This is a genomic window from Collinsella intestinalis (assembly GCF_902501455.1).
GTDB classification, from domain to species: domain Bacteria; phylum Actinomycetota; class Coriobacteriia; order Coriobacteriales; family Coriobacteriaceae; genus Collinsella; species Collinsella intestinalis.
The window spans coordinates 200,718-222,777 of record NZ_CABWIC010000007.1 but is presented as its reverse complement, the minus strand read 5'-3'; the positions used below and the strand labels follow the sequence as shown (position 1 = coordinate 222,777).

At 63.6% G+C, this 22,060-nt stretch carries 19 protein-coding genes; 9 read left to right on the top strand and 10 right to left on the bottom strand.

Annotated features, from left to right (window positions below; genetic code table 11):
- The first annotated feature begins 58 nt into the window (after positions 1-58).
- On the top strand, positions 59-616 hold the full coding sequence (locus tag AOBCEHNH_RS02165) for a PTS sugar transporter subunit IIA (protein WP_118271559.1): 558 nt from the start codon (positions 59-61) through the stop codon (positions 614-616).
- A gap of 120 nt (positions 617-736) precedes the next feature.
- On the opposite strand, the gene AOBCEHNH_RS02160 is transcribed toward AOBCEHNH_RS02165, so the two are convergent.
- Positions 737-1,741, bottom strand: a complete 1,005-nt coding sequence (locus tag AOBCEHNH_RS02160; protein WP_152062969.1) for a nucleoid-associated protein — start codon at positions 1,739-1,741, stop codon at positions 737-739.
- 162 nt (positions 1,742-1,903) lie between these two features.
- On the opposite strand from AOBCEHNH_RS02160, the gene AOBCEHNH_RS02155 reads away from it, so the two are divergent.
- The 3 genes from AOBCEHNH_RS02155 to AOBCEHNH_RS02145 all read left to right on the top strand — a co-directional run bounded on the left by AOBCEHNH_RS02155 (position 1,904) and on the right by AOBCEHNH_RS02145 (position 4,871).
- On the top strand, positions 1,904-2,227 hold the full coding sequence (locus AOBCEHNH_RS02155; protein WP_152062968.1) for a rhodanese-like domain-containing protein: 324 nt from the start codon (positions 1,904-1,906) through the stop codon (positions 2,225-2,227).
- 54 nt (positions 2,228-2,281) lie between these two features.
- Positions 2,282-3,979 carry an FAD-dependent oxidoreductase gene (locus tag AOBCEHNH_RS02150; protein WP_152062967.1) on the top strand — a complete coding sequence of 566 codons (1,698 nt, stop codon included), beginning with the start codon at positions 2,282-2,284 and terminating at the stop codon, positions 3,977-3,979.
- A 202-nt stretch (positions 3,980-4,181) separates the two neighbouring features.
- A complete protein-coding gene (locus tag AOBCEHNH_RS02145; RefSeq protein WP_226803199.1) occupies positions 4,182-4,871 on the top strand; it encodes a Crp/Fnr family transcriptional regulator in 690 nt (229 codons plus the stop codon).
- Between the two features lie 94 nt (positions 4,872-4,965).
- Here the strand turns inward: AOBCEHNH_RS02145 and AOBCEHNH_RS02140 are convergent, their stop codons facing one another.
- The 5 genes from AOBCEHNH_RS02140 to AOBCEHNH_RS02120 form a co-directional block, all read right to left on the bottom strand.
- Positions 4,966-6,195, bottom strand: a complete 1,230-nt coding sequence (locus AOBCEHNH_RS02140; RefSeq protein WP_152062966.1) for a DUF2974 domain-containing protein — start codon at positions 6,193-6,195, stop codon at positions 4,966-4,968.
- A gap of 213 nt (positions 6,196-6,408) precedes the next feature.
- Positions 6,409-7,359: an L-lactate dehydrogenase gene (locus tag AOBCEHNH_RS02135; protein ID WP_006722860.1), complete on the bottom strand. Its 951-nt coding sequence runs from the start codon at positions 7,357-7,359 to the stop codon at positions 6,409-6,411.
- 141 nt (positions 7,360-7,500) lie between these two features.
- Positions 7,501-8,667: a pyridoxal phosphate-dependent aminotransferase gene (locus AOBCEHNH_RS02130; RefSeq protein WP_152062965.1), complete on the bottom strand. Its 1,167-nt coding sequence runs from the start codon at positions 8,665-8,667 to the stop codon at positions 7,501-7,503.
- Positions 8,668-8,803: 136 nt separating this feature from the next.
- On the bottom strand, positions 8,804-9,736 hold the full coding sequence (locus AOBCEHNH_RS02125) for a 1-phosphofructokinase family hexose kinase (protein ID WP_152062964.1): 933 nt from the start codon (positions 9,734-9,736) through the stop codon (positions 8,804-8,806).
- Positions 9,737-10,029: 293 nt separating this feature from the next.
- A complete protein-coding gene (locus tag AOBCEHNH_RS02120; RefSeq protein ID WP_152062963.1) occupies positions 10,030-12,030 on the bottom strand; it encodes a fructose-specific PTS transporter subunit EIIC in 2,001 nt (666 codons plus the stop codon).
- 211 nt (positions 12,031-12,241) lie between these two features.
- On the opposite strand from AOBCEHNH_RS02120, the gene AOBCEHNH_RS02115 reads away from it, so the two are divergent.
- Positions 12,242-13,108 carry a MurR/RpiR family transcriptional regulator gene (locus tag AOBCEHNH_RS02115; RefSeq protein WP_006722864.1) on the top strand — a complete coding sequence of 289 codons (867 nt, stop codon included), beginning with the start codon at positions 12,242-12,244 and terminating at the stop codon, positions 13,106-13,108.
- A gap of 43 nt (positions 13,109-13,151) precedes the next feature.
- Here AOBCEHNH_RS02115 and AOBCEHNH_RS02110 read toward each other — a convergent pair whose 3' ends face one another.
- Together AOBCEHNH_RS02110 and AOBCEHNH_RS02105 are read right to left on the bottom strand one after the other, a co-directional pair.
- Positions 13,152-15,317, bottom strand: a complete 2,166-nt coding sequence (locus AOBCEHNH_RS02110) for an NAD(+) synthase (protein WP_152062961.1) — start codon at positions 15,315-15,317, stop codon at positions 13,152-13,154.
- A gap of 125 nt (positions 15,318-15,442) precedes the next feature.
- On the bottom strand, positions 15,443-16,150 hold the full coding sequence (locus AOBCEHNH_RS02105) for a phosphatase PAP2 family protein (protein WP_226803197.1): 708 nt from the start codon (positions 16,148-16,150) through the stop codon (positions 15,443-15,445).
- 187 nt (positions 16,151-16,337) lie between these two features.
- Here AOBCEHNH_RS02105 and AOBCEHNH_RS02100 point away from each other — a divergent pair, with 187 nt between their 5' ends.
- The 4 genes from AOBCEHNH_RS02100 to AOBCEHNH_RS02085 all read left to right on the top strand — a co-directional run bounded on the left by AOBCEHNH_RS02100 (position 16,338) and on the right by AOBCEHNH_RS02085 (position 20,244).
- Complete coding sequence (locus AOBCEHNH_RS02100; RefSeq protein WP_152062959.1) at positions 16,338-17,855, top strand: Y-family DNA polymerase; 1,518 nt, start codon at positions 16,338-16,340, stop codon at positions 17,853-17,855.
- Positions 17,848-18,213: a YolD-like family protein gene (locus AOBCEHNH_RS02095; protein ID WP_006722868.1), complete on the top strand. Its 366-nt coding sequence runs from the start codon at positions 17,848-17,850 to the stop codon at positions 18,211-18,213. Before AOBCEHNH_RS02100 ends, AOBCEHNH_RS02095 begins: the two co-directional genes overlap by 8 nt.
- Before the next feature lie 111 nt (positions 18,214-18,324).
- Positions 18,325-18,963 (top strand): lactate utilization protein, encoded by a 639-nt coding sequence (locus tag AOBCEHNH_RS02090; RefSeq protein ID WP_152062958.1) that lies wholly within the window; start codon positions 18,325-18,327, stop codon positions 18,961-18,963.
- A gap of 39 nt (positions 18,964-19,002) precedes the next feature.
- Complete coding sequence (locus AOBCEHNH_RS02085) at positions 19,003-20,244, top strand: iron-containing alcohol dehydrogenase (RefSeq protein WP_152062957.1); 1,242 nt, start codon at positions 19,003-19,005, stop codon at positions 20,242-20,244.
- Positions 20,245-20,356: 112 nt separating this feature from the next.
- Here the strand turns inward: AOBCEHNH_RS02085 and AOBCEHNH_RS02080 are convergent, their stop codons facing one another.
- Together AOBCEHNH_RS02080 and AOBCEHNH_RS02075 are read right to left on the bottom strand one after the other, a co-directional pair.
- Positions 20,357-21,184: a YaaA family protein gene (locus AOBCEHNH_RS02080; protein ID WP_152062956.1), complete on the bottom strand. Its 828-nt coding sequence runs from the start codon at positions 21,182-21,184 to the stop codon at positions 20,357-20,359.
- 87 nt (positions 21,185-21,271) lie between these two features.
- On the bottom strand, positions 21,272-22,060 hold the full coding sequence (locus AOBCEHNH_RS02075) for an amino acid ABC transporter ATP-binding protein (RefSeq protein ID WP_152062955.1): 789 nt from the start codon (positions 22,058-22,060) through the stop codon (positions 21,272-21,274).

The following is a 22,060-nucleotide window of genomic DNA, read 5'->3' as shown; positions in this document are numbered from 1 at the left end:
ACCGTATATGCGCGTGCGCCGCAGCATAGGGCGCACCATTCTCAATGGGAGGCAACCAATGAGCTTTTTCTCCAGTATCACCAGTGTGTTCCACAGCACCGAAAACACCGAGACCCCCGTCTCCGCCACGTTCGCATCTCGCAAGGACACCGTTTACGCGCCCATCTCCGGCATGCTCGTCGATCAGAAGGAAATCAACGACGAGGTCATCTCCCAGGGCCTGCTCGGCAAGGGCTACGGCATCCTGCCCGTCGGCAACGTCGTGTACGCCCCGGTGTCCGGCCGCGTTGACGTGGTGACCGTCACCAACCACGCCATCGGCATCCTGTCCGAAACGGGCGCCAAGGTTCTCATCCACGTCGGCCTGGACACCGTCGACATGGATGGCAAGGGCTTCACCCGCTATGTCGAGGCGGGCGATATCGTCTCCGCCGGTCAGCCCATCCTCTCCTTTGACGACGAGGCCATCAAGGCCGCCGGCCATGATGACGTCGTGACCTGCGTGGTGAGCAACCCCCAGGAGCTGGACGAGGTTCACGCGATCGGTTCCTCCAGCACCCTGCTCGGTGGCCGCCCGCTCGTGAAGGTCGGCGATCCGCTAATCGTCACCAAGTAAAACGCTGGGCACGTCAATCGAGCTCAGCCGCACATGACGCAAAATCCCGGAAGGCCACAAGCCTTCCGGGATTTTTTCGTGAGAAGGAACGATACCGCCTACAGAACCAAGCCACACGGCCTATCGGTTCTCGATACTGCCGATGTTCCTCAACTCGATAGAGATCAAACCGTTGGGCTCATTGACGAACTGCACGTAGTCGGTGTCCTTGAGCATCTCCGCGGGGAAGCTTATCTCGATGCCGGTATCGGTTCGAATCTTGTGGTTGCGCACGGGAGCACGCTCCACCACGGCGCGCTCCACTGCCACGCGCTCGGGCAGGCGTTCCTCGCGCACGCGCTCCTCGACGCGTTCCTTGAGCACGGGCTCGTCCTCGAAGATGTCCTCGGCGATATCCCAGGGGGCGATCTCCTCGTCAACCTCGACCTTCTCGGCCACCGCGGCTTTGGCCTTGGCAAGCGCCACAGCCGTGTTGGCACCGTGCTCCTCGGCAACCTCCTCGACAATGCGCGTCACGGCCTCGATGACCTCCTTGCCCGAGACGCCGCTTTCGCACTGGAGCAGGCCCTCGGGAATGATGAGCGTATCCTCGCCCATAATCTTGCGCTTCTTGTCCACGTAGAACGCCTCCATGGAACTCGCACGCACGAGCGCGTAGGAGCTCACCTTCTGAGAGGGTGCGGGCAGGATCGCGTAGCGCTTCGCAATGTCGTTGCGGACCTCGCCGCCCTCGCGCGCCACCTCGTGCATGAAGGCGGTGCGGCTCGCCATGAGCAGCACGGCGAACCAACGCACGTCATCATCATCGTCGAAGTCGGCAACGAGCACGTCGGTGGACTCCATCTTGTCCGCTTTGGCGAGCTCGGCCGCGAAGAACTCCGCGATCTGCTGCGATAGGTCCACAAACTCTCGGTCGCCGAAGAAATATCCCTTGAGCTCACCGGCGAAGGCGCTTTCTTCCGAGAACGCCGCACGCCGATTGTCCACACTCGTGCGTGCGCGACGCAGATGCGAACTCACAAACGAGCGGACGGCGCGGGTATCGAAATCCAGCTCGCGCTCGCTCATCACGTTCACGGCGGAATCGAAGTCGAGGATATGCAGGATTGCGTGGTTGATCTTCACTGACAGGCTCCTTTGATGCGCTTGAACCTGGCCATTATACCCGCGCCGCGCAAAGGCGCCTTTGGTGACGAAGTCACAGACTCGGACCGCGCCGAACCGTATGGTGTATGTCGAACAAGAAACGCGGGCGAGGCGCCCGCACGCAAAGGAAAGGCGTTCACCATGTCCCTCTTCTCCGGAATCTTCGGCCCCAGCATCAACGAGCTCGCCGTCCAGGCGCGCGAGACACCCGGCAGCGTCATGATCGACGTCCGCAGCCCAGAGGAATATCGCGATGGCCACATCGAGGGCGCCCTGAGTATCCCACTGGTTTCCATCCCGGCCACCGCCGCCAAGCGCCTGCCCGACAAGAGCGCACCGATCTTCGCGTACTGCCTGTCCGGCGCTCGCAGCGCGCAAGCCGTGCGCGAACTTGAGCGCCAGGGGTATACCAATGTCGTCAATATGGGCGGCATCGGCCGCTGGTCTGGCCCGCTGGCCCGCTGAGATCGCCCCGCGCGCCCCCCCATACACACGCACAGCATCGAAAGGAACCTCACCATGAAAGTCATCATCGTCGGCGGCGTCGCCGGAGGAGCAACCGCCGCGGCGCGCCTGCGCCGCCTGGACGAGAATGTCCAGATCATCATGATCGAGCGCTCCGGCTTTGTGAGCTATGCAAATTGCGGCCTGCCCTACTACATCGGCGGGACCATCACCGATCGATCCAAACTCACGCTGCAGACACCGCAGAGCTTCCGCAACCGCTTCAACATCGATGCCCGCGTGCGGCAAGAGGTCGTCTCGATCGATCGCGCGGCCCATACCGTCACCGTACGCCGTCTCGACGACGGGACTGAATACGTAGAGGGCTACGACAAGCTGATCCTCTCCCCCGGCGCGCGCCCCGTGACGCCCGACCTACCCGGCATCGACGCCGAGCGCCTGTTCACGCTTCGCACCGTCGAGGACACGTACCGCATCGCCGAGTTCATCGAACGCAGGCAGCCGAGGCGAGCCGTGGTCGTGGGCGCCGGCTTCATCGGCCTCGAAATGGCCGAAAACCTGCGCGATCGCGGCGTCGAGGTCACGGTCGTCCAGCGCGGCGAGCATGTCATGCCCGTTTTTGACGCAGATATGGCCTCGCTGCTCCACAACCATCTCCGCGAGCAGGGCGTCGAGCTGCTGCTCAAAGCCGACGTCACCGGCTTTGAGGAAACATCGGACGCGATCTTTACCGCCCTCGCAGATGGACGCGTCCTCGAAAGCGACCTCGTCATGCTCTCCATCGGAGTTGCACCCGAATCGACGCTCGCACGCGAGGCGGGGCTTGAGCTCGGCCTGCGCGGGAGCATCAAGGTCGATGCCGCTATGCGCACGAGCGACCCGGATATCTACGCCGTTGGCGACGCCGTCGAGGTCACCAATGTGGTGACCGGCTCCCCCGCCTTGATTGCACTCGCCGGTCCCGCCAACAAGCAGGGCCGTATCGCCGCAGACAACATCTGCGGCCGCAAGAGCGAGTTCGGAGGATCCCAGGGCTCTTCCGTCCTCAAGTTGTTCGAGCTCGATGGCGCATCCACCGGCCTCACCCTCACCGCGGCACGCGCCGCGGGAATCGACGCCGAAGCGGTGATTCTCTCCCCCGCCAATCACGCCACCTACTACCCCGGCGCCGAGACCATGACCCTCAAGGTCGTTTTCGAGCGCGGCACCGGACGCATCCTGGGCGGGCAGGCCATTGGACGCGGCGGCGTGGACAAGCGCATCGACGTACTCGCCGTGGCCATCCGCGCCCGCATGACCGCCGCCGACCTCACCGAGCTCGACCTCGCCTACGCCCCTCCATATTCCTCTGCCAAAGACCCGGTGAACATGGCCGGCTTTATGATCGAGAACATCCTCGATGACCTAGTCGACCAGGTCACGTGGGACGAGGCGCTCGAGATCGTCGCCGAAGACGGCGACGCGATCCTACTCGACACGCGCACCGCCGGCGAGCGTTCACGCGGTGGCATCAAGGGCGCGCTGCACATTCCTGTCGACGAGCTTCGCGAGCATCTGGATGAGCTACCCCGCGACAAGCGCCTGCTTGTCTTTTGCGCAAGCGGCCTTCGCAGCTACGTCGCCTGCCGCATCCTCTCTCAGCACGGTTTTGCCTGCGCCAACGTCTCCGGAGGCTACGGCTTCCACTCGCAGGTGATGCGCGGTGGCACCGTATCCCACACCTGCGTGGGCGATTGCGGCCTGCCCGTCTAGGACGCCGCCCGAACCCCTTACCCGTGCGATTCCGCCCGTGTGGCGCACGCCCCTTCTGCGCCGTCAGCGAACACCGGGCCCTCTCACGCCCCGCCGCGCACCTTTCCACCGCGGCGGGGTCCTCCTATCCCATTTTTGAACCGGCTCGATCGAGACGTCCGATACCATAGGGGCAAAACATGCCGGAAGCGAAAGGGTGCCGATGATCACGACGGGCGCGATGCCGGATATCGAACAGGACCTGGCCGAAATCGTTCCATTTTGGGGAAACCTCGACCTTAGCCAGCGGGCCTTCCTCGCGCAGCGCAGCCGCCGCATGAAATTCGACGCGGGCAGCCATGTTCAAGGCGCCGGGGCGGGGTGCGCCGGAGTGGTCTTTGTCCGCAGCGGGCGCCTGCGCGCGTTCATGCTCTCCGACCAGGGGCGGGAGGTCACGCTCTTCTACGTGCAGCCCGGCGAGTGCTGCGTACTCGCGGCCTCGTGCATCCTACCCATGATCACCTTCGACATCGCGCTGGATGCGGCCGAAGACTCCGACCTGCTCATCATCGACTCGCAAGCCTTCGGCACCGTGTCACAGGAAAATATCCACGCCGAGGCGTTCACCTATCGCCAAGCCACCGAACGATTCAGCGATTGCATGTGGGTCATGCAACAGGTGCTGTTCATGGGCCTCGATACGCGCCTCGCTATCTGGTTGCTCGACGAAGTTGCTCGCAGCGGCTCCAAGACCATCTATGCCACGCACGACGAGATCGCCCGCCACCTCGGCAGCGCCCGCGAGGCCGTCGGCCGCATGCTCAAATACTTCGCCCGAGAGGGACTCGTCGAACTCGCACGCGGCTCGGTCGAGCTCATCGATGTCAAGCGCCTACGCCTTCTGACCACCTGACAAGACGGCCATGCACGATCCGCGGCGGCGCGCAGGAACCCCAATCGATGCTCCACCGCCGCAAGGATCGCACAATCGCGCATGCACCGACAGCCTACTTCTGCTCCCCATGCCCTCGCTCGCCCGCACGCTTTTTGATTGCATCGATTGCCGGACTCGCCGTCTTGATTGAGTCGATGATGCCGCTCGCCGCATCGGCGGCCCGCTCGACCGTCGCGGTCTTCACGAATGATACGATTACATCTTTGACGAATTGCTGCAGATCGTCATCAAGCCCCTCGATGGCCTTGAGCATGAGCGGCGCGTTCGTCTTGCGGTCGGCCATGATATCCGAGAAATGCGTGGCACCCGTCACTCCGATGACGTCGAACAAGGCATCGACGAAGCGTCCTCGCTCGTCTAACGTGTATTTGTCCATCCACGCATCGAGAGTCGCGTTGAAGAAACGCGAAGAGGCTGTGTAGCCTTCGGCGCGCACGAACTCCGCCGCCTCAACGTCCACCATCCACAAAAACGGGTTGTGCTGGAACATCGAGATGCCGTCGCTCTCCACAATCGTCGGTGCAAAATCCGGTGCCTCCGAGAGCACCACTCCAATCATGGTCGACTTGGGCACCGTCTTCTCCATGATGGGCATGATGCGCCGATAGGGGTCGCCCGCGCAGAACTCGCGGTGAAATCCCGGCCCATCATGGGAGAAGACGCGCTTGATGCGCGCACGATGCTGTGGCATGCACATCGCCGCGGCATAGACCGCAAGGTTGCCGCCCTTTGAATGGCCACCCACATACAGCTCACCCGGCGTGCGAGCCGCCACTTCGTCCAGATATGCGGCTGCCTCCTCCTGCGCGGGCACGGGGCTCAGATAGGTCATGTTGAAATCTTCCTTCCAACCCACGACGGTGGAATCCGTACCGCGAAACGCGATGTAGGATGTGCCATCGGGCAGACGGAAGGTCATGGCGGCAAATTGCTCCTCACTCACCTTATCCGTTCGAAATCGAAGATCGCACAGGCGGCAGGTACGAAACCGCGGGCTCGCGCACACCGCGAACAGTAAATCGCGACTACCCTGCTCATCCCAGCTCGAACCGAACATGCCCCCGAAATCCTCCGCACGCAACAGCTCGTGCAGCGCGATGCCGCGCACGGTGCATGCGCGCGTGAGCTCCGGCCCGATATGCGCGTAGGAGAGCCAGGAGAACACGAGGCTGTCGACGGCGCAAAGCGGCCGTTCGTCGAACGTGTCCATGCGCTCGCGAACGTATTCCAAGAAGTTCCCAGCGGGCTTGCCCTTCAGCGGCAATCTCCCCTTCTCATCCATAGCGCCTCAACCCCTTTCACCGATCTCGCATTTGGACCATTCTATCCCCTTGGTCGGACGCAAAAGACGCTCGTGGCCGGAGGTCATCGCGGCCACCGCGAGCGGTTTGCGAGACCCCAGCCCGATCGGCAAAGGAAACCCCCGGCCCATATGCGGACCGGGGGCGAGACAAAGCGGGGTGCAACGAAACACCCGCCGCGTTGGCGTCGATGACTAGTCGTTCAGACCGGCCTCGTCGACGATGGCCTTGAGGGCCGCAGCGGACTTCTGGAACTCGGCGTTCTCCTCCTCGGACAGAGAGACGGGCACGCGCGTGACCACGCCGTTGCGACCGACGACGGTCGGCACGGAGATGCACAGGTCGTTCAGGCCGTACTCGCCCACCATGAGGCTGGAGACGGGCAGGACGCAGTCCTCGTCACGCATGATGGCGGTGCAGATGCGGCGGACGGACATGGCGATACCGTAGTAGGTGGCGCGCTTCTTCTCGATGATCTCGTAAGCGCTGTTCTTCACCTCGTCGGCGATACGGCGCTCGGACTCCTCGTGGTTGTAGTGGCCGTGCAGCTCACAGTAGGTGGACAGCGGCACGCCGGCAACCGTGGCGCTGGACCACGCGGCGACCTCGGAGTCGCCGTGCTCGCCCACGATGTAGGCATGGACGTCGCGAGGGTCGACATCGAGGTGCTCGCCGAGCATGTACTTGAGGCGGGCGGTGTCCAGCACGGTGCCGGAGCCGATGACCTGGCCCTCGGGCAGGCCGCTCATCTTGATGGCGGCATACGTGAGGACGTCGACCGGGTTGGAGACGATGAGCAGGATGCCGTTGAAGCCGCTCTCGCGGATCTGCGGGATGATGCTGCCGAAGATGGAAATGTTCTTGTTCACGAGGTCGAGACGGGTCTCGCCGGGCTTCTGGGCGGCGCCGGCGGTGACCACGATCACGGCGGCGTCGGAGACGTCGGAGTAATCACCGGCATAGATCTTCATGGGGTTGCCAAAGGACACGCCGTGCGCGATGTCGAGGGCCTCGCCCTCGGCGCGAGCGCGATCGACGTCGATCAGGACCATCTCGGAGAACAGGCCGCTCTGCATGAGCGCGAAAGCCGAGGAGGAACCGACGAAGCCGCAACCGACGACGGCAACCTTGCGATCGTTCACCATGTTTACTCTTCCTTTCCCCCATCGCATCGATGGGCGATACAGTCTGCCCGTTTTGGACAGGCCACGGGATATTCGGCATCGTTCGCCGAATTATCCTTGTGTTTAGGCGTGAACTCGATTATAGAACAATCCTTCGCAAGGCTAGCCCAAAATACCCGCTTCTTCGATTGCGGAAACAGCACGCTCAAGCCCCTCGGGGGGCAGCACGAGCGCCATGCGGACATATCCCTCGCCATGGGGGCCGAAACTCGCTCCCGGGGTCACGATAACGCCGGTCTTCTCCATGAGCTCCTCGCAGAACGCCATCGAATCGGTGCGACCGCCGGGTAGCTTCACCCACACGAACATGGAGCCGTGCGCGTTCGGGCGCTCCCAACCCAGGCGCTCGAGGCCGTCGCACAGGGCGTCGCGGCGCTCCTGGTACTTGAGGCGCTGCGCCTCGACCTCCTCGAGCGGGCCCTCGAGCGCGGCAATCGCCGCCTTCTGGATGGGCATGAACATGCCGAAGTCGATCTGACTGCGCAGCTTGGTGAAAGCGGCGACCACGTCAGGGCGTCCCACCAGAAAACCGATGCGCGCGCCCGTGACGTTGAAGGACTTGGAGAGGGAGAAGAACTCGACGCCCACCTCGAGCGCACCGGGGTGCGCCAGGAACGTACCGCCGGCGGGACCGTCGAACACGATGTCGGAATAGGCGTTGTCGTGCACGATGAGCAGGTCGTGCTCACGGGCGAACGCGATGATCTCGTCGTACAGGGCGTCGTTACCCACCGATCCCACGGGGTTGGCGGGAAGCGACACGATCATGTACTTGGCGCGGTCGGCAATCTCGGGATCGATGCCGGCGACATACGGTAGGAAATCGTGCTCGGCGTCGAGCGGGTAATACGCGAGCTCGGCGTCGGCGATCTTGGCACCCGCCTCGAAGACGGGGTAACACGGATCGGGCACGAGGATCGTGTCACCGGGATTCAACAGCGCCAGGCCCAAGTGACCGACGCCCTCCTGAGTGCCGTTGCAAGAAGCGACCATGTCGGGCGTGATTCCCGCGACACCAAAGCGGCGCTCGTAGTAATCGCAAACAGCCTGCTTGAGCTCGGGCAGGTCGCGTAGCGAGTACTTCCACATCTGCGGGTCCTGGGCGGCCTGCGTGAGAGCCTCGACCACGTGCGGGTACGGCGTGAAGTCGGGGGTGCCCACGGACAGGTTGTAGATGGTACGGCCCTGCTCCTCAAGCGCGACGCGACGGGCGTTTAGGGACGAGAAGACCTCGGCGCCGAAGCGGTCGAGGCGATGAGAAAACTGCATGGGCTGTTCCTTTCTCACAGATGGCGTCGGACATGGCGGATTCGCTCGTATGAGAAAAGGGGCCGAAAGCCCCTTTCCCCTTTGACTATACGCCATGTATCTCGCCGAAACCACGGTCGTCCGGCGACGGGAGTCCCTACTTCAGCAGGCGGACCTCGATGCCCTTCTCATATTCCTCAACGTGCGCGAAATCGCCCAGGCCGGCGCATTCGACCACATTGGCACCGGTTGCCATGGAACGGCGCAATGCATCCTCCATGCGGTCGCGCTCGGAGAACCAAATGGACAGGAAGGCCGCAAGCGAAGAGTCGCCGGCGCACACCGTGGAACGGACCTCGACCTCGAAGGTGCGGTTGGCGAACCAGATGTGCTCGCCGTTCGAGAAGTACGCGCCCGATCCACCCAGGGTGAGCAGGACATTTTGCGCCCCGCGGGCATGCAGCTCGGCCATGGCGGCGGCAACGGATTCCTCGTCGCCGGCATGGACGTCGATGCCGAAGATATCACGCAGCTCATCATCGTTGGGTTTGATGAGCAGGGGCTCGAGTCCGAGCAGGTCGGCGAGCTGGGGGCTTGAGATGTCGAGCACGAACTGCGCCCCGCGGGCACGGACGCGCTCGATGGCGCCTCGCAGGAAGCCCTCGGAGGCATTCGGCGGCAGCGAACCCGAGATCGCCAGGCAATCGAGGTCCTCGAGCCCATCGATGAGCTCGAACATGGCCTTCTCGTCCGCATCGGTGATGGCGGCGCCGGAGTTCACCATGTTGTACTCGGTATCGGGACCCGCATTCAGGAAAACGTTCACACGCGTAATGCCCTCAGTCCAAACGGGATGAACGTCGACCCCGAGCTCGCGGGCGCCTTCGACGATGTAACGGCCGGAAAAGCCGGCGAAAAAGCCGAGGATTGCGGTGTCCACGCCGTAGTGATTGAGCGTGAAGGAGACGTTCAGCCCCTTGCCGTTGGGAGTGTACACGGCATCGCGCGTACGCGTGACCGTATTGGGCTGCAGGCCATCGCAGGAGATGTTGTAGTCGATGGCCGGATTGGGGGTGAGAGTGTAAATCAAGGTGTTCCCTTTCTCGAAGCTGCCGTGAATCACCGCAAAGTCGCCGTGAAATAGAAAATGAAGGCACGAGAGGCGCCCAACCACATGAATCCGGGCTGCCCAAAACATATCTGTACGTTTTGGGGAAGGTTTTGGGGTGCTTGAAGGATATACGCCGCTCGAATGCCGGCGTTTCCGCAGGAAAGCCCCTCGGGGAAGAGGCCCCGCAAAGGAAAGACCGCCAAAACCTCCCCCAAATCGTACAGGTTGCCCGACGGTGCGACAGGGCACCGCCGGGCAAACACGATAACTGTTTACGCGAGGCGCTCGTTGATGAGCTTGGCGATCGCAGCGGGGTCGTCGGTCGACTTGACGGCGGCGCGGAAGGCCTCATCAGTCAGGGCCGTAGCCACCTTGGAAAGAATCTGCAGGTGGGAGGTGCCCGCCTCGGACTCGGGAACGAGAAGGGCGATGGCGCAGGTGACCGGGGACTCGTCCATGGTCTCCCAGGAGGCGATGCCCTCGGAGCTCTTCAGCACCATGACCTGGGCGGTCTTCACCGTATCGGACTTGGCATGCGGGATGGCGAAGCCCTCAACCATGCCCGTCGTGCCCTCTGCCTCGCGCTTGAGGAAGGCGGCGTACAGGGCGGCGGAGTCCTCGGCGATGCCCGCCTCGACGGCGCGCTCGGAGATAAGGGCCAGGGCGGCGTCGCGATTCTCGATCGTCTGGCCGCAGAGCACGTTGGAAGCCTTGACGAAGCCCTCATCGGAAGCCTGCTCAGCCTCGATGGCGGCAACCTCTGCCGTGGCGACCTCGGTCTCAGCGGCCTTCTGGGCCTTCGTCCACTCGTGCTTCTTGAAGGCGACGAACAGGATACCGCCCACAACGGTGCCGATGGCGATGGCGAGCACCCACATGGGGGCGTTCTCGACGACGGGCAGGACCAGGAAGCCGCCGTGGGGTGCGGGGTCGTGGACACCGAACATGAGGCTCAGGATGGAGGCGATGGAGGAACCGATCATCATGATGGGCATGACCGGCCAGATGTTCTTGGTCATGAACGGGATGGCGCCCTCGGTGATGTGGGTGCAACCCAGGATGAAGTTCACGATACCGGCGTCATGGTCCTCCTGGGAGAAGTACTTCTTGCCCACGACGACCGCGAAGGTGGTGATCAGCGGCGGGACGATGCAGGCGGCGGAGACGGCGGCCATGAAGTTGGTACCGAAGTTGTAGGTCTCGGTGCCCACACCGGCGGCGAGGGCCTCGGTGAGCATGGCGGTGCCGGTGACGTAGGCGGCCTTGTTGACCGGGCCACCCATATCGACGGAGCACATGCAACCGATCGCAAGGCCGAGCACGATAGCGCCGGAGGCGGACAGGCCCTTGAGGAAGTCCATCATCGCGGTGTTGATGGCGGACATGGGACCGGAGATGGCGAGCATGACCAGGCCGACGATGAGCGTGGAGAACAGCGGGTAGAGGAAGATCGCCTTAAGGCCGTTGAGGTTGGCCGGGAGCTTGGCGAAGACCTTCTCGAGCAGCAGGATGACGTAGCCGGCCAGGAAGCCGCCCACGATACCGCCGAGGAAGCCGAAGCCCACGCCCGCACCGCCGGCGTCGATCATGCCGGTTGTGGCGTTGACGGGCAGGCCCTGGATGGCGATCATGCCGGCGACGAAGCCGGGGACGAGCGCCGGGCGCTTACCGATGGACTCGGCGATATAGGCGGAGAGCACCGGAACCATGAGGCCCATGGCCACACCGCCGATGATCTTGAGCATCGCGGCGAAGCTGTTGTAGTCGGCCGCGGTGGAATCGAAAGACGTGATGCCCCACAGGAAGGACAGCGCGGTGAGTACGCCGCCGGCGACGACGAACACCAGCATGTGGGAGACGCCGTTCATAAGGTGCTTGTAAAGCTGATGACCGAAAGACTCCTTCTCACCGGTGGCCTCGGCGGACTCGACGGCAACGGCCAGACTCGGATCGGCCTTGGCGACCAGGGCGTCGTCGATCAGCTTGCCTGCGGCCTCGACGGCAATGGCGCGGGACACGCCCACGGAAACCATGGGCTTGCCGGCGAAGCGCTCGGCATGGACGTCCTTATCGGCGGCGACCACGACGGCGCGAGCGCCGGCGATCTCGGCGGCGGTGAGCTCATTCTCAACGCCCACCTGGCCGTGCGTCTCGACCTTGATGGTGAGGCCTCGCTCGGCCGCGGCCTTCTCGAGCGCCTCCTTCGCCATGAAGGTGTGGGCGATGCCCGTGGGGCAGCCCGTGGCAGCGACGATGTCGTACTTCTCTGCCATATTCCCTCCCTTATACTCGTGCACCCCTTTGGTGCTTGTTGACAGGAACAATCTATCACGCGGGCATTTGATGGCTTTCTTTCACGCCTGCATCTTTCCGTGAAAGGTACTTCAGCGCCGATGAACGGTATGAAACTTCCATTCATCGGATTGATGATGAAAGAAATCAATCATTGGGTATCCTAGATATATATGAACCCGAGGAGGAACCATGTCCACGATCACCGAATTGCCCAGCGCCCTGCCGCTCATCACATCTTCGCGGCAGTTCCTCGACAGCGAGCAGCACATCGTCGACTTTATCCTGGCCAATACCGAGCGTGCGCCCCAGATGACATCTGCCCAGCTCGCTCGTGCGAGCAGCACCTCAGAAGCGTCTGTCTCACGCTTCTGCAAGAAACTTGGATTCAAGAATTACCGCTCGTTCCAATTCTCCCTCGCACGCGACCTTGCGGCCCGCGAGGGCGATGAGCGCGTGACGGGCGAAGTCACCCTCGATGACATCGAGCAATCCCTCGCCAACATCAAGCACGCCAAGCAGCGCGAGATCGAGGCGACGCTCGATGCGCTCGACCCCGATACGCTGCGCCGCGTCGTCGATCTATTCCGACGTGCGGGACTCGTCATGTTCGCCGCCGTGGGCAACACGAACGCCGTCGCCATCGACGCGGCCATCAAGTTCGGCCAGCTCGGCATCCGTTGCGTCGCGAACACCATCACGGAGAGCTCGACCTCGCTCGCCCTCACCATGGGCAAGGACGATGTGCTGGTGCTGGTCTCGAATTCGGGCAAGTCCCAGCGACTCGAGCGCATCCTACGCGCGGCCAAACACGGAGGCGCGACCGTCATCCTCATCTGCGGAAACGAGAACGCGCCCCTCGCGCGCCTGGCGGACATCGTGCTGCGCACCGTCAATTACGAGGCTCTTCTCACGACTGTCGACTTCACGTTCTCCAAAATCTCGGCGACGCTGATCATCGAGGTCATCTACAGCTTCCTGCTTTCCGTCATGCCGGGGGCCCGCGACCGCATCAGCGGTTACGAGGAGCTCATCCAACCCGACAAGGAGATGGAATAGCCCCGTCCGGCCGGCCGGATGGAAGGCAAAAAGACGTAGGCGCCTACGCGCTCAGGCTGTCGACCTCCTCGAGCCAGAGGGCCGCGGAGGCGTCGCTCGGCATACGCCAATCACCGCGGGGGCTCACGCTCACGGAACCGACCTTGGGGCCGTCGGGCAGGCAGCTGCGCTTGAACTGCTGGGCGAAGAAGCGGCGGTAGAACGTGCGCAGCCAATACAGGATCGTCGCAGGCTCGTAGGCGGGCGCCCCATCCGAGTCGAGCTCGGCGAAGGTGCGGCACGCCATGCGGTAGATCTTGCCCGGAGCAAAACCGTAGCGCATCATGTGGAACAAGAAGAAATCGTGCAGTTCATACGGGCCGACGAGCTCCTCGGTGCACTGCGCGATCTCGCCGTCGCCACCGGGCGGCAGCAGCTCGGGCGAGACGGGCGTGTCGAGGATGTCGCGCAGGATGGCGGCCGCCTCCCCGCCCAGCGAATCGGCGGCGTGCGACACCAGATGGCGCACGAGCGTCTTGGGCACACCGGCGTTCACGCCGTACATGCTCATATGATCGGCGTTGTAGGTTGCCCAACCGAGCGCAAGCTCGGACAGGTCGCCCGTGCCGATCACGAAGCCGCCGAGCTCGTTGGAAAGGTCCATAAGGACCTGGGTACGTTCGCGGGCCTGGGCGTTCTCGTAGGTGACGTCCGTCACACTCGGGTCGTGGCCGATGTCAGTGAAATGCGCGCGAACGGCCTCGCCGATCGCGATGGTGCGAAAGTCGACGCCCAATTGCTCGGCCAGGCGCTCGGCGTTGGACTTGGTGCGGCCCGTCGTGCCGAAACCGGGCATGGACACCGCATGGACGCCCGTGCGGGGCAACCCCAGCATATCGAAGGCACGCACCGTGACGATCAGGGCGAGCGTGGAATCGAGGCCGCCCGACAGACCGATGACGGCCGAGTGGGTACCGGTATGGGCGAGGCGCGTCTTGAGACCGGCGGCTTGCAGGTCCAAGATCTCCTCGCAGCACGCGGCGCGACGCGCGGGATCCGTGGGCACGAACGGCGTGCGCGGTGCGGGGCGCAGCACATCGAGGGCGGAATTGAGCAGTAGCTCGATGCCCTCCTCGGCGGGCAGCTCCGGGGACTCGGTGGTGGCATCGGGCTCGGAACAAACGACCGAGGAGACGGCCGTGGCGCCCCGATGGCTTCGACCTGCGCCGATGACCCCGGGCACATCCCCGCCGGACAGGTTCGCCCCGGCGCCCACGAAACTGAAGCCAACCTCGTACATATGCCCCATGGCCCACTCCCCGGCGCGCCACGTGTTGGAGCGCCGACGCTCGGCCATGAGCTTCTCCAGATCCACATCGGCCACGGCCATCTCGCGCGAGAACAGCGAAGTGCTCGCCACGATCGAGCCGTTCTCAGCGATGAGGTTCTCGCCCGAGAAGACGAGGTCGGTGGTGGACTCGCCCTCGCCCGCGTTGGCGTAGGCGTAGGCGCAGTACAGGCGCGCGCTCTGACCGGACACGAGGCTGCGGCGGTACGCCGACTTGCCCAAGACCTCACTCGACGCGCTCGCGTTCAGAATGACCGTCGCGCCGCCGGAAAGCGCCATGTCAACCGAGGGCGGGTTGGGGACCCACAGGTCCTCGCAGATCTCGACGCCGATGCGCACGTCCTCGAGGCCGGGGTCGGAACAGGTGTAGACGATGTCGCCCATAAGAGGCACGGAGTCCTGGCCGGCGAACGGGATGAACCCCGCCCCGTTCATGGGTGCGGCCGCGAACCAGCGCTGCTCGTAAAACTCGCCGTAGTTGGGCAGGTGGCGTTTGACGGTGAGACCCAGCAGACGCCCCGCGCAGCATGCGGCGACGCAGTTGTAGACGTTCTCGCGATGCGCGACCGGCAGGCCGACCGTGAACAGAAGCGGCGTGTCGGCCGTGTCCTCGAGCAGGCCGGCGAGCGCGGACTCAGCTGCGCGCAGGAGGGCGCGGTCGTGAAAGAGATCGCCGCAGGTGTAACCGGTGAGGCAGAGCTCGGGCAAGGCCAACACGCGCGCACCGGCGCGAACGGCCGCGTCGACGCACTCGAGAATGGCCGCGGCGTTGCCAGCCACATCCCCCACGCGGATCTTGGGCGTGGCCGCGGCGATGCGCAGATACCCGTCGCTCACCGCGATCTCACTCGTTGCCTGGCAAGCGGCCTTGACCTCGTCCATGCGAGCCTCCTGAACTGTTCGTCATTCACGACGCCTATTGTACCCGCCCCAGCGGACGGAAGCGTAGCGGACAAACGTCGCATTTGAACGACCGATGAGCGAACGGGGCCTTGGCAGACGGTGCTTTAGCCCACGCGTTTCGCCGCGGCGAGCGTCGGCCCGGCGACCTTGGTGTAGACCGCCAGCCAGATGAGGGACGCGCAAAAACCGCCGAGCACGTCCGAGGCGTAATGAACACCCAGGTACACACGGGAGAACCCGACGGCGGCAATCATCACGCACAAGAACGCGGTCAATCCGACGCGTGCACGACGGTCGCGCACGTAGCGCCAGGTGAGCCAGATGAACAGCCCGAAGAACGCCATGGCCGCCATGGAGTGGCCGGAAGGAAAGCTAAAGCCGCCGATCTCGACCAAACGCAGGGAGACATCGGGGCGGGGACGCTGGATCGCGAACTTCAGCAGCTGGTTGAGAATGGTGGATCCCGCAAGGTTGACCGTGCAAAACCAGCCCAGGCCCTTCAGGCCGCGCGAGCACCCGGCAAGCGCCACGGCAAATATGCAGGCGAAAAGCGGCACCGGCGTGACCAAAAACGAGACCATCTCCATGATGGGGGTCAGCCATGCGGCGCGCACGTGCCCGACCATGAGCGCGATGGCCGAGCGGTCGAGCGCCATGATCTCGCCCGCCAGCACACGGCTGAGCAGGACGAGGAACACGAGCAGGCACACCGACACGATGACGAACCGCCTGTTCTCGCACAGCCGCTGCACGATATCGCCCATGCGTGCGACGCTATCTCCCAAACCAGTCGATTGCTTCTCCTCAGTCATAAAACCTCCGCCGGGCAGCGCATCCATCGAACATGTTGTGCCAATTCCATGGCGGGATTGTACCCGCGCCCGTGCGCGAGCAGCGAACCTTCGCCAAACCCACAGGCACGCGACGCGTTTGACTCTGTCCGCACGGGACCATATCATCGAACAGAAGTTCGGAACACATGTTCGATGGGAGGATCCGATGGGAAAGCCGGCAGCGGGAGCACTCGGCCGTGAACGCACCTACATCTGCATAGACCTAAAGACGTTCTACGCCTCCGTCGAATGCGCCGCGCGCGGGCTCGATCCGTTCACGCAAAACCTCGTCGTGGCCGACACCTCACGCGGCCGCACCACCATCTGCCTGGCGATCAGCCCCGCCATGAAGAAGCTCGGCATACGCAACCGCTGCCGTCTCTTCGAGATTCCCCAAAACATCGACTACATCGCAGCCCCGCCCCGTATGCGCCACTACATGGAGATCTCGGCGCGCATCTACGGCATCTACCTTGAATATGTGAGCCCCCTGGACGTCCACGTCTACTCGATCGACGAGTGCTTCATCGACGCGACATCCTATCTGTCACTCTACGGCCTCACAGCGCGCGAGTTCGCCGATGAACTGCGCGGCGCCGTGCTCGCCCGCACCGGCATCACAGCGACCGCGGGCATCGGGCCCAACCTCTTCCTGGCGAAAGTCGCACTCGACATCACGGCCAAGCATGAGGATGACGGCATCGGCGAACTGAACGAGGAGCGCTTCAGGCAAGATATCTGGCGCCATCGCCCCATCACGGATATATGGGGAATCGGTCCGGGCACCGCCGAGCGCCTTGCGAAGTACCGCGTCTACGACCTCATGGGCGTCGCCGCGCTCGACGAGCGGATCTTGTACCGGGAATTCGGGGTGAACGCCGAATACCTCATAGACCATGCGCACGGCATCGAACCCTGCACCATCGCCGAAATCCAGGCGTACCGCCCGCAGGCGACCTCCATGGTGAACGGGCAGGTGCTCTCCCGCAACTACAGCTACGGCGAAGCGCTCACCGTGCTCCGCGAGATGGTGGACGCCTCGGTGCTCGAGCTCGTCGAACGAGGCGTGGTAGCCAGTTCGATCTCACTGTATGTGGGCTATGGCAGCGAGGTCCGCGAGCTTCGAAGACTCGACGTAAGCGGCAGCGCGTCGTACGTGGACGGCTGCGGCCATCGGCGCAGCACCACCGCGGAGGACATCCCTCGCATCACACCGCGGCCAGGCGAGAACCGCGTCGAACCCACGCGGAACGGCGATCGCGAACGCGACCTCTACGCCGAGGGCGCGCGACGCGCGGGGGCATTCACCGGGGAACATGGAACGAGACCGGCCGGCGGGAGAGGCGCATACGCGCACGCGGGTAAGCAACGCAAGCTGCAGGAGCGAACGAACTCGCGCCGCAAGCTCCAAGAATACTTCGAGCGCCTGTTCGCCGAGTCGGTCGACCCCCGCCGCCCCATCAAGCGGCTGAACATCGGCTTTGGCGACCTGCTCCCCGAGGAGTTGGCCACCATCGACCTCTTCACCGACGTCGAGGCAGAGGCCCGGGAACGGGAACTGCAGCGCGCCATCATCGACGTGAAGGGACGGTATGGAAAAAACGCACTCGTCATGGGGCGGAGCCTGCGCCCCGAGGCGACGGGGCGCGAGCGCAACGAACAAGTGGGAGGACACCATGCGTGATCACATGAATGCACAAGAGGCCGCGGGCGCGGGTCCGCTGACGGCAAACGGCAAACCGAGGGCGAGCAGAGCGGCCCAGTTCATGCCCTTCGCCGCCCTCACCGGCTACTACGAGCTCGCGCGGCAGCAGGAGCGCATCACCGAGCCCCGCCACGAGCTCACCGAGGAGGAGGCCCTGGCCCTTTCCCGCACGATCATGCAGGTGAAAAAAGGCGATCTGGTGCGCGTGACCTATTACGACTGGGACACCTACCGCACCGTGTCGGGCATCGTCGCCCGCATCGACTTTGCGTTTCGGCGAATACAGATCGTAAAGACCGTCATCGGCTTCGATGACATCTTGACCATCAAACGCTAGCACCACCGGCACCGGAGTCGTGCCACAATGGAACAGATCGGGCTTACGGGAGATGGAGCTGCCAAGCTGCCCCCCCACAACCCGCACCGCACACCAAGCCGAGGAGGCATCATGGAAGATGTGAAGAGGACCGCACGCCGCACCACCGCGGAGCACATCATCAAGAAACTCGCGATTCGCAACATGACCGGCCACTACCGCGATACCGCCGCAGAGGCGGTCGAACTCGCACGCGACCTCGTGGAACCGGGCCAAAGCGTCACCTGGGGCGGAAGCGTCTCATTTTCCGAAAGCGGCATCAAAGCGGCCCTGGAGGCCGACGGTCACCGCATGATCGATCGCTCGCAGGCCGCCACGCCTGAGGAGCAAGATGCGATGTGGCACGAGCAGGTCGGTGCGGACTGGTTCTTCATGGGCACCAACGCCATCACACTCGACGGCGAACTCGTCAACATCGACGGCAACGCCAACCGCCTCGCCCTGCTGCTCCATGGCCCCAAGCATGTCTGCGTCATCGCCGGCATGAACAAAGTCGTGGCGGATGTCGAAAGCGGACTCAAGCGCATCCGCACCGTCACATGCCCGCTCAACGCCGCACGCCTGCACACCGGCACCCCGTGCGAACTCGCCGGCGTCTGCTCGAACTGCCACGCCGAGAAATGCATGTGCTGCCAGGAAGTCATCACCCGCCACTCGCGCCACGATGGGCGCATCCACGTCATCCTCGTCGGAGAGGACCTCGGCTTTTAAGAACATGCGCGTCGGAGAGCCCGACGGGAAAGGACATCCATGAACAATTTCACCTTCTGCTCCCCCACCAAGTTCGTATTCGGCCGCGGCGTCACCGATACGGTCGGCGCCGAGCTGGCGGAAGCCGGATATCGCCGCGCCTTGATCGTATACGGCCAGGGCTCCGTGGTCCGCACGGGCACGCTCGACCGAGTAAAGGCATCACTCGACGCCGCCGGCGTGTCCCATGTCGAACTGGGCGGCGTGCGCCCCAATCCCGAGATCGCCCTCGTGCGCGAGGGCGCGGCGCTCGCCGAGCGCGAGCAGGTCGACATAGTCTTGCCAGTCGGCGGCGGCTCGGCGATGGACTGCGCCAAGGGGATCGCAATCGCCACGGGCTATACCGGCGATGCCTGGGACTTCTGGTCCAAAAAGGCAACCGTCGAGCACTGCCTGCCGATCGCGACCGTGGTGACCATCCCCGCCTCCGGCTCCGAGGCCTCCAACTCCTGCGTCATCAGCAATGACGCCGAGGGGCTCAAGAGCGGCTGCAACAGCGAGCTCATCCGCCCCAAGATTGCCTTCCTGGATCCCGAACTCACCTTCACCCTCCCGCCGTATCAGACGGCGGCGGGGGTGACCGACATGATCGCCCACATCATGGAGCGCTTTTTCTCCGGAGAGCCAGCGGTGGGCGCGACCGACAACATCGCCTGCGGCCTCATCCGCGCAGCCATCGATGCGGCCCGCATCGTGATGGACGAACCCGAGAGCTACGATGCGCGAGCCGAGCTCATGTGGATCGGCACACTCGCACATAACGGCCTGGCAGGCTGCGGTCTGGGCATCCCCGGCATGCGCGACGGCGACTGGTCCTGTCACGGCATGGAACATGAAGTCTCGGCCGTCGATCCGCGCATCACGCACGGCGCGGGCCTTGCCGTCATCTTCCCCGCGTGGATGCGCCATGTGTGGAAGAGCCATCCCGAGCGCTTCCTCACCTTCGGCGCCGAGGTGTTCGGCATCGAACCCATCGACCCCGAGGTGGACGACCTGTCCGACATCGACGAGGAGATCACGCCCGAGCGCGCTGTACATGACGCCGTCGAAGCGACCATCGACGAACTGCAGGACTTCTTCATGTCCATGGGTATGCCCTCCACGCTCGGCGAGCTCGGTATCGCAGAAGATGACATCGACCAGATGATCTGCGGTCTGCGCGTGAACCGCGGAGAGAGCTTTGGCACATTCCGCAAGCTCACCCTGGAAGACGCCCGGGAAATCTACGAGAGCGCCTTGTAGCCCGGACCCGCTTGCACGACAGCGCCCCATCCGAAAGGCGCCTCGCAGCCCCTCATACCGGGAGCCGCGAGGCGCCTTCTCACACATTCCGATGACAAACCAGCTGACGTGCCTATCCCCTCATGAAGACAAGGGTCTGCCCTTTCGCATCTCCCTGGGATAGATCGGGGTCGAATGTATAGCCAACGTCGAAGTGTTTAAGCTCCTCAGCGCGATGCACTCCACGCTCCGCCATCCAACGAACCATGCTGCCGCGCGCGATCTTGCTCGCGGTCGAACGCTGGATTGGCCTGCCGTTGCGCAAACCCTCACCGAAGATGCACGTGACCTCACGTGTACCGTCAGGTCGATGCGGGAGGACCGCCTTGGAATACTCCACGCTGGCCAGATTCACAATTTCGACCACATCGCCCGGATACGCGTCCGACCCGGCGCACACGGCCTGTGCGATCGAATCGCCCCAAAACGCATAGAGATTCTTCTCCCCATCCACGGACAATTTGGCACCCATCTCCAAGCGATACGGCTGAACCGCATCGAACGGTCGAACGCAGCCATAGAGCGCGGAAAGCACCCACAGATGCCCCCGCAACCACTCGAGCGCGGCGGCGTCGAGCACGTCCGGCGCCATGCTGCGAAATTGAATGCCCACGTAAGAGAAGATCGCGGGAGAGACAAGGCGAGACAGTTCCGCATCCCCAAGGAGGTTCGCGTCGGCAATGTCTCGATAGCTATGCAGGCGTTCCAAGTTCTCGGCCAACAACTTGTCGTTGACGCCCCACAGTGCTTGCAACCCCTCGCTCCCCTGCTCACGCTCGATTGTGCGCAGGGCATCCATGACGTGGGCGGTCTTCTCCGAAAGCGGCGGGATGCCCCGTGGGGCAAACCCATCACGAGCCACCTGCATCTGCTTTGCGGGAGAGATGATGACCTGCAACATGAAAAAGCCTCCGAGCGCTCGAGTACCCGACTCATTATGTCAAAGGTACCCGGGCGCTCGGGGCGCATGCACGAAATCGATGTTCGCCTACGAGATATGGCCGAGGAAATCCTTGGTTCGCTCAGATTGCGGATGGTCGAACACCTGCTCGGGAGTCCCTTGCTCCACGATAACGCCCCCGTCCATGAAAATCACGCGGTCGGCAACGTCTCGAGCGAACTGCATCTCATGGGTCACCACGATCATGGTCATTCCCTCGCGCGCCAGATCGCGCATGACGCCCAAGACGTCGCGCACGAGCTCGGGGTCAAGAGCGCTCGTCGCCTCGTCGAACAACATGACCTGCGGGTTCATGGCAAGGGCACGGGCAATGGCCACACGCTGCTGTTGCCCGCCTGAAAGCTGGGCGGGAAGATAATCCACTCGGTCGGCCAGCCCGACTTTGGTGAGCTCCTCGACTGCAATGCGCTCGGCCTCCTCGCGTGAGCGCTTGAGTACCTTCTGTTGAGCGATCATGACGTTCTTCTTGGCGGTGAGATGAGGGAATAGGTTGAACTGCTGGAACACCATGCCGAGCTTGGCGCGCACCTTGTTGATATCAACACCCCTGCCCGTGATGTCGACTCCCTCGAAAACGATCGAGCCGCTCGTGGGCGTCTCGAGCAGATTCACGCATCGCAGAATGGTCGACTTGCCCGAGCCGGAAGGCCCCAAAACCACAACCACCTCACCACGATGCACATCGAGGTCGATGCCGCGCAACACCACGTTATCGCCGAACGACTTATGCAGGTCGCGGATGCTCACCGCCACGTCCTCGGGGACGGCTAGACCAGCTTTCGCCTGAGAGGCACCGCTTTTCGTCTTCTCAAACAT

What these genes read in the sequence shown, in the direction of transcription:
- AOBCEHNH_RS02095 (WP_006722868.1), top strand. Translation starts at nt 17,848, where the DNA reads ATGCGTGATCACATGAATGCACAAGAGGCCGCGGGCGCGGGTCCGCTG.
- AOBCEHNH_RS02105 (WP_226803197.1), bottom strand. Translation starts at nt 16,150, where the DNA reads ATGACTGAGGAGAAGCAATCGACTGGTTTGGGAGATAGCGTCGCACGC.
- AOBCEHNH_RS02140 (WP_152062966.1), bottom strand. Translation starts at nt 6,195, where the DNA reads ATGGATGAGAAGGGGAGATTGCCGCTGAAGGGCAAGCCCGCTGGGAAC.
- AOBCEHNH_RS02110 (WP_152062961.1), bottom strand. Translation starts at nt 15,317, where the DNA reads ATGGACGAGGTCAAGGCCGCTTGCCAGGCAACGAGTGAGATCGCGGTG.
- AOBCEHNH_RS02115 (WP_006722864.1), top strand. Translation starts at nt 12,242, where the DNA reads ATGTCCACGATCACCGAATTGCCCAGCGCCCTGCCGCTCATCACATCT.
- AOBCEHNH_RS02130 (WP_152062965.1), bottom strand. Translation starts at nt 8,667, where the DNA reads ATGCAGTTTTCTCATCGCCTCGACCGCTTCGGCGCCGAGGTCTTCTCG.
- AOBCEHNH_RS02145 (WP_226803199.1), top strand. Translation starts at nt 4,182, where the DNA reads ATGATCACGACGGGCGCGATGCCGGATATCGAACAGGACCTGGCCGAA.
- AOBCEHNH_RS02075 (WP_152062955.1), bottom strand. Translation starts at nt 22,060, where the DNA reads ATGTTTGAGAAGACGAAAAGCGGTGCCTCTCAGGCGAAAGCTGGTCTA.
- AOBCEHNH_RS02155 (WP_152062968.1), top strand. Translation starts at nt 1,904, where the DNA reads ATGTCCCTCTTCTCCGGAATCTTCGGCCCCAGCATCAACGAGCTCGCC.
- AOBCEHNH_RS02085 (WP_152062957.1), top strand. Translation starts at nt 19,003, where the DNA reads ATGAACAATTTCACCTTCTGCTCCCCCACCAAGTTCGTATTCGGCCGC.
- AOBCEHNH_RS02150 (WP_152062967.1), top strand. Translation starts at nt 2,282, where the DNA reads ATGAAAGTCATCATCGTCGGCGGCGTCGCCGGAGGAGCAACCGCCGCG.
- AOBCEHNH_RS02135 (WP_006722860.1), bottom strand. Translation starts at nt 7,359, where the DNA reads ATGGTGAACGATCGCAAGGTTGCCGTCGTCGGTTGCGGCTTCGTCGGT.
- AOBCEHNH_RS02120 (WP_152062963.1), bottom strand. Translation starts at nt 12,030, where the DNA reads ATGGCAGAGAAGTACGACATCGTCGCTGCCACGGGCTGCCCCACGGGC.
- AOBCEHNH_RS02165 (WP_118271559.1), top strand. Translation starts at nt 59, where the DNA reads ATGAGCTTTTTCTCCAGTATCACCAGTGTGTTCCACAGCACCGAAAAC.
- AOBCEHNH_RS02100 (WP_152062959.1), top strand. Translation starts at nt 16,338, where the DNA reads ATGGGAAAGCCGGCAGCGGGAGCACTCGGCCGTGAACGCACCTACATC.
- AOBCEHNH_RS02080 (WP_152062956.1), bottom strand. Translation starts at nt 21,184, where the DNA reads ATGTTGCAGGTCATCATCTCTCCCGCAAAGCAGATGCAGGTGGCTCGT.
- AOBCEHNH_RS02090 (WP_152062958.1), top strand. Translation starts at nt 18,325, where the DNA reads ATGGAAGATGTGAAGAGGACCGCACGCCGCACCACCGCGGAGCACATC.